The following is a 13,399-nucleotide window of genomic DNA, read 5'->3' on the forward strand; positions in this document are numbered from 1 at the left end:
CGCGCACTATATGCGTGACGCGCAAGTTGTGAGTAGAGTGCGGGGGGAGCGCCTGGCACTCGCGCCTGGAGAGTGCCAACCCCAAGGCGTGCCGGGACGGCGAGGTCCGTCAGTGGACCGTCCGTCGCGGGCGCCGTCCCGGAGACCCCGACCACGAGCAGGAGCAGGAATGACTTCGAAAATGATCGCTTTCGACGAGGAAGCCCGGCGCGGTCTTGAGCGCGGTATGAACCAGCTCGCCGACGCCGTCAAGGTGACCTTGGGCCCCAAGGGCCGCAACGTCGTGCTGGAGAAGAAGTGGGGCGCCCCCACGATCACCAACGATGGTGTCTCCATCGCCAAGGAGATCGAGCTTGAGGACCCGTGGGAGAAGATCGGGGCCGAGCTGGTCAAGGAAGTCGCCAAGAAGACCGATGACGTCGCGGGTGACGGCACCACCACCGCCACCGTGCTGGCCCAGGCCCTGGTTCGTGAGGGTCTGCGCAACGTCGCCGCCGGCGCCAACCCGATGGCCCTGAAGAAGGGCATCGAGGCGGCCGTCGAGCGGGTCAGCGAGGAGCTCTCCAAGCTGGCCAAGGATGTGGAGACCAAGGAGCAGATCGCCTCCACCGCCTCCATCTCGGCCGGTGACACCGAGATCGGCGAGCTGATCGCCGAGGCGATGGACAAGGTCGGCAAGGAAGGCGTCATCACGGTCGAGGAGAGCAACGCCTTCGGGCTGGAGCTCGAGCTCACCGAGGGGATGCGCTTCGACAAGGGCTACAACTCGGGTTACTTCGTGACCGACCCCGAGCGCATGGAGGCGGTCCTGGACGATCCGTACGTCCTGATCGTGAGCGGCAAGGTCTTCGCCAACAGGGACGTGGTGCCCTTGCTCGACAAGGTCGTACAAACCGGCAAGCCGCTGCTGGTCATCGCCGAGGACGTCGAGGGGGAGGCCCTGTCCACCTTGATCGTCAACAAGATGAAGGCCGTCCTCCGGTCGGTCGCGGTCAAGGCTCCGGGCTTCGGCGACCGGCGCAAGGCCATGCTGGGCGACATCGCGATCCTGACCGGCGGCCAGGTCATCGCCGAGGAGGTCGGCCTCAAGCTGGAGAACACCACCCTCGACCTGCTCGGCCGGGCTCGCAAGGTCGTGGTGACCAAGGACGAGACCACGATCGTGGACGGCGCAGGCCTCGCCGAGGCCATCTCCGGCCGGGTCAACGAGATCCGCGCCGAGATCGAGCGTACCGACTCCGACTACGACCGCGAGAAGCTTCAGGAGCGCCTCGCCAAGCTCGCCGGCGGCGTGGCCGTCATCAAGGCGGGCGCGGCCACCGAGGTCGAGCTCAAGGAGCGCAAGCACCGCATCGAGGACGCCGTCCGCAACGCCAAGGCGGCCGTCGAGGAGGGCATCGTCCCCGGCGGCGGCGTCGCGCTGCTCCAGGCCGGCGCCAAGGCGTTCGACAAGCTCGAATTCCTCGGCGACGAGGCCACCGGTGCCGCGATCGTCAAGAAGGCGCTCGAGGAGCCCCTCAAGCAGATCGCCGTCAACGCCGGCCTCGAAGGCGGCGTCGTGGTGGAGAAGGTCCGCAACCTCACCCCCGGTGAGGGCCTCAACGCCGCCACCGGTGAGTACGTGAACATGTTCGACACCGGCATCATCGACCCCGCCAAGGTCACCCGCTCCGCCCTGCAGAACGCCGCCTCCATCGCGGCGCTCTTCCTGACCACCGAGGCCGTCATCGCCGAGAAGCCCGAGAAGAACCCGGCCGCTTCCGCCATGCCCGGTGGCGGAGACATGGACTTCTAACCAGACACGGAGACCCCTGATGCGTGCCTACGGTGTCACCTACGACACCGGCTTCCCCTCTGCCGGAACCACCACCCACGAACCCTTCAACGCCGACGTGGTACGCCGCGAAATGCAGATCATCCACGACGACCTGAACTGTGACGCGGTCCGCGTCACCGGAGGAGACCAGGACCGTCTTGAGACCGCCGCCCGCCACGCCGCCGGCGCGGGCCTGGAGGTCTGGTACTCGCCGTTCACCAACGGCCTCACCCAGGACGAGCTGATGGCGTTCATCGTCGACGGCGCCGAACGGGCCGAACGCCTGCGCCGGGAAGGGGCTCGCGTCGTGTTCCTCACCGGCTCCGAGATCAGCTTGCTCACCGGCGGCTTTCTGCCTGGTGACAGCCTCCACGAGCGGCTTGGCGGGCTGGCCGACCCCGCGCGGGTGCGCGCCGCGCTCCCCGGCCTGCATGCCCGCGTCAACGCCTTCCTCGCCCGAGCCGTCACTGCGGTGCGCGAACGGTTCGGCGGCCCGGTCAGCTACGCCTCCCTGCCTGTCGAAGGCGTGGACTGGGCTCCGTTCGACATGATCGCCACCGACGCCGGATACCGCGACGCGGCCACCGCGCCCGGTTTCCGTGCGGGTCTGCGCACGCAGACCTCGCAGGGCAAACCGTTCGCCGTCACCGAATTCGGCTGCGTCACCTACCGTGGCGCCGCCGATCTGGGCGGGCGCGGCGACTCCATCGTCGAATGGGACGAACACGCCCGCCCCGCCCGCCTGACCGCAGCCGTCATACGGGACGAAGAAGAACAAGCCGCGTACGTACGCGAGCTTCTCGACATCTACCACGAGGAGGGCACCGACACGGCGTTCGTCAACACCTTCGCCCGCCGGGACCTGCCGACGTCCGCCGAGCCCGAACGGGACTTCGACACCGCCAGCTTCGGCATCGTCAAGATCCTGGAGTACGGCCAAACGGGGACGACCTATCCGGGGCTGCCATGGGAACCCAAGGCCGCCTTCCACGCCCTGGCCGAATACGGACGTGCCAGGACGGCCGCCCGAGACAAGGAAAGCGAGCACGCTACCCGGCAGACATGACAGGCCAGCCAGGAAATGCGGCTAGCCGTTCTCCTTCGCGATCGCTTCGCGTACGGCAGGGGCGATCTCCCTGGCCCAGCGGCCGAGGAAGACCAGGTCGGCGTGACCGGGGGAGAAGAGGGTGAAGCCCGACGCGCCGTGCTCCAGCACGGCCCCGGTCAACTCCTCGATCCACTGGCCGACGGAACCGCCGATCCAGCGCCCGTCGCGGTCACGCGTGGCGGGCAGCGGCCGGTCGGTGATGCGTCCGGGGAGGTTGAAGACCGTGCGGATCTCGCGCGGATCGCGTCCTGCGGCCGCCGCCGCCTCGTCGATGATCGGCCGCGACGCCCGGTATCGCTCGCTGAGCCAGTCCGCCGCGTGGCCGGGGATCCAGCCGTCGGCCACCCGGCCGGTGGCGGCCAGGGATTTCGGGCCGACCGATCCGGTCCACACGGGGGGCGCGGCCACGGGAGCCGGCTCGATCTGGTCCACCTGGTAGTGGCGACCCCGGTAGGTGACCGCCGGACCGCCACCGGACAGCAGCTTGACCAGGACGATCGCCTCCTCGAAGGCGTCCACGGCATCGCCCGGTGAGAGCCGCGGCACGCCCATGGCGGCGATGCGATCCCACCGCCCGCCCGCGCCCATGCCGAGCACGACGCGGCCGCCGGACATCGCCGACAGGGACGTCACCATCCGCGCCAGCATGGGAGCGGGCCGGGTCGGCAGGTTGGTGACGTTGACGAGGCCCGAGATGTGCCGCGTACGCCCGAGGATGAAGCCGACGGAGGCGTACGCGTCCAGGTGCCCGCCGAGGTAGGGATGGTCGGCCACCGAGAAGACGTCAAGCTCGTCACGGTCGGCCTGTTCGGTCATGCGCAGCAGCTCCGGCACCTCGCCGAATCCGTTGTGCGCGCCGAAGCCGAAGACGACTTCCCGACCGGCGGTAGGACTCATGATTTCCACTCCCATGGGCGAAAAATCTTAGTTCGTAGTACGAACCGTATTAGTTCGTACTACGAACTGCAAGCCCGGGAGGCGGTCTTATCGCTCGTGGTCGGCGAGGGATCCTTCTTCCAGGAAAACCACCGGAACCTTGTTGTCCAGCACGATGCGGCCAAGCAGGCGGGCGAGCGTGTCGAGTTCGGCGGCGCTGAGCCCCGCCGGCAGCTTCCCGACCCGGCGGCAGGTCTCGGCGTAGAACTCCTCCGCGAGCTTGCTGCCTTCCGGAGTGAGCGTGACCCGGATCGCGCGCGTGTCCTGCGGGTCTGGCTCGCGCCGGACCAGGCCGTTGCGTTCGGTGCGGTCCACCAGACCGGTGAGGCTGGACTTGGCCAGTCCCAGCGTCGCACCCAATTCGCCCATCCCGTACGGCTGCGCCATCAGGACGCACAGCAATTGGCCCTGCTGCGGGGTGAGGCCGTGCTCCCGGCCCGACTCGGCGTATACCGCATTCACCAAGAACGTAGACCGCACCAGCGCGGGCACAAGCCCCATCCGGCCATCATCATGCTTACCCACCCGGTCAGGGTACCTTTATAATTCTCTCGCCGAAAAGAACGGCAATTGTTTACGGCGGCTCGGGCTGGGGGCGCGGGAAGAGTTGCTCGCCGCGCCCGAGTCTGCGGATGGCGTCGATGAGCCCGTCCGCGGGGCCGTCCTTGGCCAGGAACCCGACGCTCCGGCGCGCTGGCGGCACCCGCGGAACCGGTAGGAAGAACGCCCTGGCGGCCAGGGCCTTCCCGAACATTATTCACGCTTGACTTATATAAGCTGAAGGTGGCATTCTCCCTACTGTGCATGCCTTCGACGTGCTGGGCGACCCGGTGAGACGCCGGATATTGGAACTGCTCACCGACGGCGAACAGGCCGCGGGCGCGGTCAGCGGGATCATCCGGGCGGAGTTCGGGATCTCGCAACCGGCGGTCTCGCAGCACCTGCGGGTGCTGCGGGAGTCCGGCTTCGCGACCGTCCGCGCGGACGGCACCCGGCGCCTGTACGCCGTGGACTTGGCACCACTTCGGGAGGTCGACATCTGGCTGGAGCGCTTCCGCCGGTTCTGGACCCAGCGCCTGGACGCGCTGGGCACCGAACTCGCGCGCGGCAAGCGTGAGCGCCGCGAAAACCTCGCCGAGCCGCCGTCTACAAACACACAACCACCTACGAATACCAAGGAAGACGAATGATCGACATCGACCAGGTCAACGCCACCCACCGGGAGATCGGCAACCACGCGCTCACCACCGGCGAAGGGCGGTCGCTGCTGCTGCGCCGCAGCTACGACGCCCCCATCGAGGACGTGTGGAGCGCCTGCACCGACCCCGACCGGATCAGCCGATGGCTGGCCCCGATCGAGGGCGACCTCCGGCTCGGCGGCACGTTCCAGCTCAAGGACAACGCCGGTGGGGAGATCCTGCGCTGCGAGGAGCCCCATCTGATCAAGGTGACCTGGGCGCTCGGGGAAGGCATGCTCACCGAGGTAGAAGTCCGTCTCGTGCCTGACGGGGACGGCACTGTCCTGGAGTTGGTGCACTCGGCTCCCGCCGAGATCGTCGACGAGATGGTGCGCACCTACGGGCCAGGCGGCACGATCGGCCTCGGCGGCGGCTGGGATCTCGCGCTGCTCGGCCTCCACCTGTTCCTCAGTGGCGCGACGCTCGACCCCGCGACCTGGGAAGACGCGCCCGAGGTCAAGGAGTTCGCGACCCGCAGCTGCCACGCCTGGGGAGCGGTGATCCAGTCCGCCTGGGGAACCAGCGACGAGGACATCGCCGCGGCCATCGCGTTCGGGGTGCAGCACTTCGCCCCCGAGACCGGTGGGGACGACAACGGCTGATGACCGAGAACGTCACCACCCCGCCCGGCGCCGCCGCCGGGTCGACGAGGACGCTGCTGACCTGCGGGATCATCGCCGGCCCGCTCTACATCGTCGTGGTCGTCCTGCAGATGCTCACCAGGGACGGGTTCGACCTCAGCCGCCATCCGGCCAGCTTGCTGAGCAACGGTGACCTGGGCTGGATCCAGATCGCCAACTTCCTGGTCGCCGGCCTGCTGTTCGTGGCGGGCGCGGTCGGGCTGCGCCGGGTGCTGGGGCCTTCGGCGGGCCGGGGCGGCACCTGGGGACCGCGGCTGATCGGCGTCTTCGGCGCCGGGATCGTCGCCGCGGCCTTCTTCTCCGCCGATCCCGTCGACGGCTTCCCGCCGGGGACGCCGACCGGCCCGCCCACGACCGTCAGCGTGCCCGGACTCGTGCACTTCCTCGTCGCCGGGGTCGGCTTCCTCGCGCTGATCGCCGCCTGCTTCGTGTTCGCCCGTCGCTTCGCCGCGGCCGGCCGCCGCGGCTGGTCGGCCGCCAGTACGGTGACCGGCGCGCTCTTCCTGGCGTCCTGGATGTCGATCTTCGCGCTACCGGGCAACAGGGCGGCCAACATCGCCTTCGCCGTCGCGATCGCGCTCGTCCTGGTGTGGACGTCGCTCCTGGCCGCGCACCGGCTGACCCGGCCCGGCGAGGAGTGAGAGCGCGGTTGCCGTCTTCGCGACAGCTCCGCACGGTGCGATCGTTGAGTCATGCCGTTTCAGCCCTTCGCGCACGATTGGGATCGTGTTCAGTTCTCCGGCAGCGAGCAATGGAGATGGCTCGCGGTCGAGATCGCGGAGATCCGGCGATGCGCGGCGGCAAGCGACCAGGCCCATGACCGGCTCGCCCTGCTTCTCATCGATCACGTGGTCGAGGTGATCGTGGGCCGTGAGGTCAACGCCAGGCTCGCCTGGCAGCCCGCCGACAGCGTGGTCGAGGAGCTACGGGAGATCCGTGACAGCGGCACCGAGCCGGACGCGGCCGTGGACAGACTCATCGACGAGCACGTAGGGCCGGACAGGCGTCACCAGCTCGACATGCACCTGCACGAGAAGACCAAGTACCTCGTGAAGCACGATGTGCTGACCTTCCAGGAGCGCGAGGTGCTCGACCGTATGCACGAGTACCGCAACGCGGCGTACCACCGGGACACCCTGGAAGCCGACCTGATCAGCGATCTGGTGCTGGCCTACATGATGCTCGCGAGCCAGCTGCTCGCCCGGCACCGCCCGATCGCCCTGGCGAGAGGGACCACTGGGCCGGGCGAGCTGTCCGCCCTGCTCGTCGACGGCCTCGAAATGGATCTGCAAGCGGTGGCCGGCCGCTTCAGCGAGCACGCCATGAAGCGAGTGGACGACATCGTGAGGGCGGTCGACACCGCGCGCGGGATCCAGCGCGCGGTCGTCGACACCGCCCGGGAGCAGGGCGACCCGATGCCGGACGACGATTTCGCCCACTTACTGACAACCCTGAACGGCCTCACTCCGAAACTGCTCCGGTCCTGGGCCAAGCGCGCGTCCGGCTTGAAGACGAACGTCACATCCCTGGTGAACCTGATGATCCGTTACATCGGCCTGGACCGGGCACTCGACGAGATCGAACCGTCGGCAAGGCGTCTGGAGATAATCCTGGACCGATGGGAACAGGATCGCCTGGACGAGATCAGGGGCAAGTAGGGCGTCGTGGCACTCCGGACCACGTCAGGCCGGGTCCGGCGGTGCCGGTTCGGGCCGCGGTGACCGCCACCGTGGCGTAGCTCATCGTGAAGCTGCCGCCCACCGCGTCGATGGCGGTGCCGACGCCCTCCAGCACCTCCGCCAGCTTGTCCGCGAAGGCGCCCGTCGGGAGGCTGGAGCCGTCGGCGACACGTTCGTTACGGCAGGTTGAGCTGCCAGGAGACGCCGAAGCGGTCGTTCACCCAGCCGAACTTGGTGCTGAAGCCGTACGAGCTCAGCGGCATGAGTGCCTGGCCGCCCTCGGCGAGTGCCGCGTAGAGGCGGTCGAGTTCCTCCTCGGTGTCGCACGCGACGTAGAGCGAGACCGATGGCGTGAACGTGAAGGCGTGCCCGGTGCTGTCCATGCACATGTACTCCTGGCCCGCCAGGGTGAAGGTGGCATGTTTGATCTTGCCTTCCGGCCCGGGCTCGCCGGGGGCGGAGCGGGTGATGTTCACCACCTTGGCGTCCTCGAAGAGGGAGACGTAGAACGTCATGGCCTCCTCGGCGTCGCCGTTCTGGAACATCAGGAAAGTGGTGATCTTCTGGGTCATGACGGCTCCTCTTCGGGGGCGTAGAACGCGGTGGTGCCGGCGACGGCGGTGGCGACCTGGTCGGGCGGGCCGCCGGCGGCCGCATGAGCCCGGCCCCACGCCTGGCTGCTGGCTGTGATGAAGCGCCGGCCCTCGGGGGTCTGGTGGAAGGTGTTCTCGTCGACCTGGGGCGCGCCCGACAGGTGCAGGCTGAGGCCCAGGAGGGCGAGGTCCCAGCCCACGCCGACGGCGCCGGGGCCGTAGCCGGACCACATGTCCGGCGGCACGTCGGCGGTGTGGCGCAGCTCGAACAGGGTGCCGTCGTCCGCGCTCGACAGGCGCACCTCGACCTCGGAGAAGCCGGGGTCCTCGCCGTACAGCCAGCTGACCGTCAGCAGGCGGGGTGGCTCGCAGCGCAGGATCTCGCCGCCCGTGTTGCCCTTGAGCTGGTACGTGCCGCCCAGTCGCAGGTCCCCGGTGACGGGCAGGAACCAGCGGCGCAGCCGCTCGGCGCTCGTGCAGGCGTCCCAGACGTCCTCGACTTCGGCGTCGTAGCGCCGCCGCAGCGTCATGACCTTGCGCTCACCGTTGAGCAGCTCGCGATGCGCCTGGTTGATCTCGTCAACGATGTCCATCAGGTGTCCTTCGACTCGTCTGTCCTGCGGCGCTCGCGCTTGCCTCGAACCGATCGTTTCAGGGTGCGCTTATATAAGTCAAACGTGGAGTAGGCCGCAACCATGCGAAGGGCTGAGCGGGCTGTTCATGTGCCCACCACCCGGAGCAGCACCGATCGGTCGACGTCCAGGGACGGCACTTCCCTTGAGTCCGCTGTTCGCGATGCCCGAGCACACGAGCGCCCTCGCCATCAGGATGGGGTAATCCGTACCGAACTGTCCCGGCCGGGCCCACCGGCAACGGCCGGTTCTGCCCGGAGAGAGAGACGCCGTACTGAAAGGACTTACATGCCCACGCTGGAAGACATGGTCGACTCGATAGCCGACGCGACCGGGTTCGCCGGTGTGGTGTCCGTGGATCGGGGTGGTGAGAGCGAGTTCGCCAAGGCGTACGGACTGGCCCACCGGGGTCACGAGATCGCCAACACGGTGGGCACGCGGTTCGCGATCGCCAGTGGCACGAAAGGGTTGACCGCGCTTGTGGTGGTGAGCCTGATCGAGGAGGGTGTGCTCGATCTGTCCACGACCGCGCGTTCGGTGCTCGGTGAGGATCTTCCGCTCATCGACGACGGCGTCACCGTCGAGCATCTCCTGGCCCACCGGTCGGGCATCGGCGACTACTTCGACGAGGATGCCGGGCACGAGATCACCGACTATGTGCTGCCGGTGCCCGTGCACGAGCTCGCCACCACCGAGCAGTACCTGGCGGTGCTTGGCGGGCATGCCAGCAAGTTCGCCCCCGGCGCGAGCTTCTCGTACAACAACGGCGGCTACGTCGTGCTCGCGCTGATCGCTGAACGCGTCGGCGGCCAGCCCTTCCACGACCTGGTACGCCACCGCGTCTGCGAGCCGGCGGGCATGCGCGACACCGATTTCCTGCGCTCCGACGAACTGCCGGAGCGCACCGCTCTCGGCTACCTGCCCATCGAGGGCGTGTCCAGGACCAACGTGTTCCACCTGCCCGTGCTGGGCAGCGGCGACGGCGGGATCTACTCCACCGTGCGGGACTTCACCTCCTTCTGGCATGCCCTGTACGGCGGAAAGATCGTGTCGTCGAGCTGGGTCTCGGAGATGCTGCGGCCGCGCAGCGACGTGCCGTCAGAGTCGAGGCGGTACGGCCTCGGCTTCTGGCTCCCCGAATCGCCAGGATCCCAGGACACGGTGCTGCTGGAGGGATACGACGCCGGCGTCTCCTTCCGCAGCGTTCACCGGCCGCGGACGCGGCTGACGCACACCGTGATCTCCAACTCCACTCCCGGCGCGTGGCCGATCACCAATCTCCTCGAGAAAGAGCTCGCACAGCGGTAGATCAGCACTCGGCGACCCCCGGAATGGCCCGAAGCGCTCTGGCGCCCAGGACAACCAGAATCAGGCCGATCAGGGCGACGGCGACGCTCTGGCCGAGGGCCACGGTTGTCATGGTCCGGGTGATCGAGTCGACAGCACCGAAATTGAGACCGGGGAGCCGGGCGCACAATACCGGCACCGCCAGGATCGCCAGGGCCAGTGGCCACGACGGCGTCCGCAGTGCGGGGGAGTGCCAGTGCACGCCCACGCAGGTGAGGCCCGCGATCACGATCAGCAGGCTGGCCAGGCCGGACTCGTCCAGCCAGGCCCACGATCCCGGCTGGCGGAGATTGAGTTCCACCGCCGCCACGCCCAGCGTCGCCGACAGCAGGATTCCTGCGCCGAGCTGTCTCGGGGCGAGCCACCACGTGCGGCGGACCTGCGGCGCATCGCGATGGAATCCCGCGGTCAGGGCCAGCACCGGCACCAGGGCCAGCAGGGCGTAGGACCCTCTGACCAGGAGCAGCTCCCACCAGTACTGGTCTTCGAAGGTGGCGACGATGAGGAACGACTGCTGTGCCAGCGCGAGCAGCGCCAGCACCTTGGCGGCGCGGACGCGACCCCGGACGAGCGTCACGAACGCCGCGATCCACAAGCCGCCGGCCAAGGTCTGGATAATCGACCCAGGGAGCCCGTACTCCTCGATGGGCGCGCCGACCACCCCGTAGGTGCGGAGAAAACCGCCGAAGTACACGCAACTGATCACCGTCTGAAAGAACAACCCCAGCAGGGCCACCAGCCGGACCGTCTCGCCCCAGGCGAAGAACCTCGGCGCCGCGCCGGCACCACCCAGGCGGACCCGCATCGACAGCGCCGCCACGCTGGCGATCTCCGGCCAGCTTGGCCTGGGCCCGACCTCGTCGCTGACGTCCCCCGCGCTTTCCAGGTAGGCCGAGACCATCTCCTCCTCCCGCCTGGCGCGGTAGGAGGCGGGCAGCAGGCGGAGCACGCGCCGATAGCTCTCCTCCAGAAGACTCATGCCGCCCCTCCCGCCGTGATCGCACGCCGGTGGCGGGCGCTGAGCCGATCCGTGGCACTCCTGACGTTCTCCGCGAGCCGTACGGCTTCCGCCTCCAGCGCCGTCGCACCGGAGTCGGTCAGCCGGTAGTAACGGCGCAGCCGGCCCTGCTGCACCTCGTCGCGATCCAGCGTCACCAGCTCGTCGGCCGCCAGCCGGTCGAGCACGCCGTACAGCGTGCCGACCTTGAGCCGCACCCGCCCGGCGGACAGCTTCTCGACCTCACGCACGATCCCGTAGCCATGCCGCGGCTCGTCGACCAGCGCGGTGAGAACGAGGAACGCCGCCTCCGTCATCGTCCGTCTTCCCATGCACTCCAGAATATATCGGTAAGCAGACTATTGGAGCCCACCGTCCCGCCAATGGGGGACCTTCGGCCCTTACCCGGTGCCGCCCGGGTCATTGGACTGGAGAGGGAGGTGGCGTGGAATGCGTACGCGAGAGGATCTGGAAGCCGTGGTGGAGGCGGCGGGGTGGGCGCCGTCGGTGCACAACAGCCAGCCGTGGTCGTTCGCCATCGCCGGAGACGAGATCAGTCTCCGCGCCGATGTCGACCGGCGGTTGCGCGCGGCCGATCCGGAGGGCAGGGAACTCCTGCTGAGCTGCGGGGCCGCGCTGTTCAACGTCAGGACGGCGATACGCGCCCTCGGCTACGAGCCGCTGGTGCGGACACTCCCCGATCCTGACCGTCCGGCGCTGCTGGCCACCGTACGGATAGGGCCGGCCGAGGCGGTGGACGAGCACACCGAGGTGATCCGGTCGGAGATCCCCCGGCGGCGTACCCATCGGGCGGGCTTCTCCGGCCGGCGGGTGCCGGAGCACCTGCTGGACGCGCTGGTGGGGGAGGCGGAACGGGAAGGCGCCCGGCTGACTCCCGTCGGGGCGGAGGCGGCGATCCGGGTTGTCGCGGCGCTCACCACAGCGGCTCAGGAGGTTCAGGCCCAGGATCGGGACTTCAGCCTGGAGATGATCCGCTGGGGGCGGCCACCGGGAAGCAAGTATCGCGACGGCGTGCCAGCGGACGCCTACCCGCAGGAGGCCCGCCGGACACATCCGCACTTCGCCCAGCGCGACTACGCGCGCGGGCAGGGCTGGGGCAAACCCGATGATCAGCCCATGGCCACGGACACCGGGGTGGTGGCGCTGCTGACCACCAGGAGCGACACGCGCGCGGATTGGCTGCGGGCCGGGCAGGCGCTCCAGGCGGTGCTCCTGCACGCCGCGGCCGCGGGTGTCGCCGCCGCCTTCCACACCCAGGCGCTGGAACACCCGCAGCTGCGGGACTTCATCCGGGCGCAGCTCTGCTCGGGGGAGTTCCCGCAGATGGTGATGCGGCTGGGCTATCCCACCTCGAGGACCCGGGGGGTCCGGCGCCCGCTGGCGGACGTTCTCGACGAGGGCGGCAGCCCCGGGTAGGAGGTCCTGCCCATCTCGGGTCCATCGGCCCTGCCCTTCCGAGCGCCGATCGGCGATCATGAAGGCATGCGTAGACCCAGTGGGAGGACATCGTGATCGTCGCCGGAGTGGACGGCATGCGGGCCGGTGTGGAGGCGGTGGAGTGGGCGGCGCACGAAGCCGTGCTGCGTGACGTGCCGCTCCGGGTGGTGAGCGCGGTGCCCGCCTGGTGCCTCGATCGGGGGGCCGCGGGGCCGTACAGCGGCGTCGGGGCCTGGATGCGTGACGGGGGGAACGCCGCGCTCGCCGAGGCCGCCGCGGCGGCGCGGCGCGCCGAGGCGAAGGTGAACGTCGACACGAAGCTGGCGGGCGGTGACGCCCGGCTGGTCCTCATCGAGGAGTCGCGCCACGCCGATCTGCTGGTCGTCGGGGACTCCGGGCTCGGTGCCCTGCGCGGCAAGCTGATCGGCTCCGTGGCGTACGGCGTGGCCGGCCACGCGGCCTGCGACGTGGTCGTGGTCCGCAAGCGGCAGTCGCCGCCCCGGCCGGAGATCGTGGTCGGCGTGGACGGCTCGGACGCCCAGTCCGCCGTCCTGGAGTTCGCCTTCAAGGAGGCGGCCCTGCGCGGCGCCGGCCTGCGCGCCGTGCTGGCCTGGGACTGGCACGACCTCCTGCGGCCAGACGTCGACGGCGAGCCCGAGGGCAGCCGGCGCGCGCTGGCCGAGGTCCTGGCCGGATGGCGGGAGACCAGCCCGGACGTGCGGGTGTCGATGGACGTCGTGCACGGGCACCCGGTCGACGCCCTGCGGCACGCGGCCGACGGCGCGGACCTGCTCGTCGTCGGCTCGCACGGGCACGGGGTCCTGGCGGGCATGCTCCTCGGCTCGGTCAGCCAGGCCATGCTGCACCACGCCCCCTGCCCGGTGGCGGTCGTCCGGATCGCACCCTGACCGGATCCGCGAGCGGATCGCCACCGGCTGGTGACGATCCGCCGGG

General features: G+C 69.4%; 17 protein-coding genes. 9 read left to right on the forward strand and 8 right to left on the reverse strand.

Annotated elements, in window-relative coordinates; genetic code table 11:
* Window positions 1–169 precede the first annotated feature (169 nt).
* Entirely contained in the window at window positions 170–1,795 is a 1,626-nt protein-coding gene (gene groL / locus ABGB08_RS27765) for a chaperonin GroEL (protein WP_347595455.1), read from the forward strand.
* A gap of 19 nt (window positions 1,796–1,814) precedes the next feature.
* On the forward strand, window positions 1,815–2,882 hold the full coding sequence (locus tag ABGB08_RS27770; protein WP_347595458.1) for a hypothetical protein: 1,068 nt from the start codon (window positions 1,815–1,817) through the stop codon (window positions 2,880–2,882).
* A gap of 21 nt (window positions 2,883–2,903) precedes the next feature.
* Here ABGB08_RS27770 and ABGB08_RS27775 read toward each other — a convergent pair whose 3' ends face one another.
* The 3 genes from ABGB08_RS27775 to ABGB08_RS27785 form a co-directional block, all read right to left on the reverse strand.
* Entirely contained in the window at window positions 2,904–3,821 is a 918-nt protein-coding gene (locus ABGB08_RS27775) for an LLM class flavin-dependent oxidoreductase (RefSeq protein WP_347595461.1), read from the reverse strand.
* Between the two features lie 87 nt (window positions 3,822–3,908).
* Window positions 3,909–4,385, reverse strand: a complete 477-nt coding sequence (locus ABGB08_RS27780) for a MarR family transcriptional regulator (RefSeq protein ID WP_347595464.1) — start codon at window positions 4,383–4,385, stop codon at window positions 3,909–3,911.
* Window positions 4,386–4,434: 49 nt separating this feature from the next.
* Complete coding sequence (locus tag ABGB08_RS27785) at window positions 4,435–4,614, reverse strand: hypothetical protein (RefSeq protein WP_347595467.1); 180 nt, start codon at window positions 4,612–4,614, stop codon at window positions 4,435–4,437.
* A 46-nt stretch (window positions 4,615–4,660) separates the two neighbouring features.
* Between ABGB08_RS27785 and ABGB08_RS27790 the strand changes: the two genes are divergently transcribed.
* Genes ABGB08_RS27790 through ABGB08_RS27805 form a run of 4 tightly spaced genes read left to right on the forward strand, consistent with a single transcriptional unit; the run spans window position 4,661 to window position 7,397 of the window.
* Window positions 4,661–5,050, forward strand: coding sequence for a metalloregulator ArsR/SmtB family transcription factor (locus ABGB08_RS27790; RefSeq protein ID WP_347595470.1), 390 nt, complete (start codon window positions 4,661–4,663; stop codon window positions 5,048–5,050).
* Window positions 5,047–5,700, forward strand: a complete 654-nt coding sequence (locus ABGB08_RS27795; RefSeq protein ID WP_347595473.1) for an SRPBCC family protein — start codon at window positions 5,047–5,049, stop codon at window positions 5,698–5,700. The genes ABGB08_RS27790 and ABGB08_RS27795 overlap by 4 nt, the downstream gene beginning before the upstream one ends.
* Complete coding sequence (locus tag ABGB08_RS27800) at window positions 5,700–6,380, forward strand: DUF998 domain-containing protein (protein ID WP_347595476.1); 681 nt, start codon at window positions 5,700–5,702, stop codon at window positions 6,378–6,380. Before ABGB08_RS27795 ends, ABGB08_RS27800 begins: the two co-directional genes overlap by 1 nt.
* 51 nt (window positions 6,381–6,431) lie before the next feature.
* Window positions 6,432–7,397 carry a hypothetical protein gene (locus tag ABGB08_RS27805; RefSeq protein WP_347595479.1) on the forward strand — a complete coding sequence of 322 codons (966 nt, stop codon included), beginning with the start codon at window positions 6,432–6,434 and terminating at the stop codon, window positions 7,395–7,397.
* On the opposite strand, the gene ABGB08_RS27810 is transcribed toward ABGB08_RS27805, so the two are convergent.
* From ABGB08_RS27810 to ABGB08_RS27820, 3 genes are all read right to left on the reverse strand, one after another.
* Window positions 7,384–7,533 carry a hypothetical protein gene (locus ABGB08_RS27810; RefSeq protein ID WP_347595481.1) on the reverse strand — a complete coding sequence of 50 codons (150 nt, stop codon included), beginning with the start codon at window positions 7,531–7,533 and terminating at the stop codon, window positions 7,384–7,386. The genes ABGB08_RS27805 and ABGB08_RS27810 overlap by 14 nt on opposite strands.
* A 61-nt stretch (window positions 7,534–7,594) precedes the next feature.
* The gene (locus ABGB08_RS27815) at window positions 7,595–7,990 is read right to left on the reverse strand and encodes a VOC family protein (RefSeq protein ID WP_347595484.1); all 396 of its coding nucleotides are present in this window, start codon (window positions 7,988–7,990) and stop codon (window positions 7,595–7,597) included.
* Window positions 7,987–8,604 (reverse strand): SRPBCC family protein, encoded by a 618-nt coding sequence (locus tag ABGB08_RS27820; protein ID WP_347595487.1) that lies wholly within the window; start codon window positions 8,602–8,604, stop codon window positions 7,987–7,989. Before ABGB08_RS27820 ends, ABGB08_RS27815 begins: the two co-directional genes overlap by 4 nt.
* A gap of 327 nt (window positions 8,605–8,931) precedes the next feature.
* On the opposite strand from ABGB08_RS27820, the gene ABGB08_RS27825 reads away from it, so the two are divergent.
* Window positions 8,932–9,951, forward strand: coding sequence for a serine hydrolase domain-containing protein (locus ABGB08_RS27825; RefSeq protein ID WP_347595490.1), 1,020 nt, complete (start codon window positions 8,932–8,934; stop codon window positions 9,949–9,951).
* 1 nt (window position 9,952) lies between these two features.
* Here the strand turns inward: ABGB08_RS27825 and ABGB08_RS27830 are convergent, their stop codons facing one another.
* Window positions 9,953–10,969, reverse strand: coding sequence for a hypothetical protein (locus tag ABGB08_RS27830; protein ID WP_347595493.1), 1,017 nt, complete (start codon window positions 10,967–10,969; stop codon window positions 9,953–9,955).
* The gene (locus tag ABGB08_RS27835; RefSeq protein ID WP_347595496.1) at window positions 10,966–11,319 is read right to left on the reverse strand and encodes a PadR family transcriptional regulator; all 354 of its coding nucleotides are present in this window, start codon (window positions 11,317–11,319) and stop codon (window positions 10,966–10,968) included. The genes ABGB08_RS27830 and ABGB08_RS27835 overlap by 4 nt, the downstream gene beginning before the upstream one ends.
* 118 nt (window positions 11,320–11,437) lie before the next feature.
* Between ABGB08_RS27835 and ABGB08_RS27840 the strand changes: the two genes are divergently transcribed.
* A complete protein-coding gene (locus ABGB08_RS27840; RefSeq protein WP_347595499.1) occupies window positions 11,438–12,424 on the forward strand; it encodes a nitroreductase family protein in 987 nt (328 codons plus the stop codon).
* 92 nt (window positions 12,425–12,516) lie between these two features.
* The gene (locus ABGB08_RS27845; protein WP_347595502.1) at window positions 12,517–13,353 is read left to right on the forward strand and encodes a universal stress protein; all 837 of its coding nucleotides are present in this window, start codon (window positions 12,517–12,519) and stop codon (window positions 13,351–13,353) included.
* The last annotated feature ends 46 nt before the right edge of the window (window positions 13,354–13,399 follow it).

Origin of the sequence: Acrocarpospora sp. B8E8, assembly GCF_039871605.1 — a bacterium.
In the GTDB taxonomy this organism is placed as follows: domain Bacteria; phylum Actinomycetota; class Actinomycetes; order Streptosporangiales; family Streptosporangiaceae; genus Acrocarpospora; species Acrocarpospora macrocephala.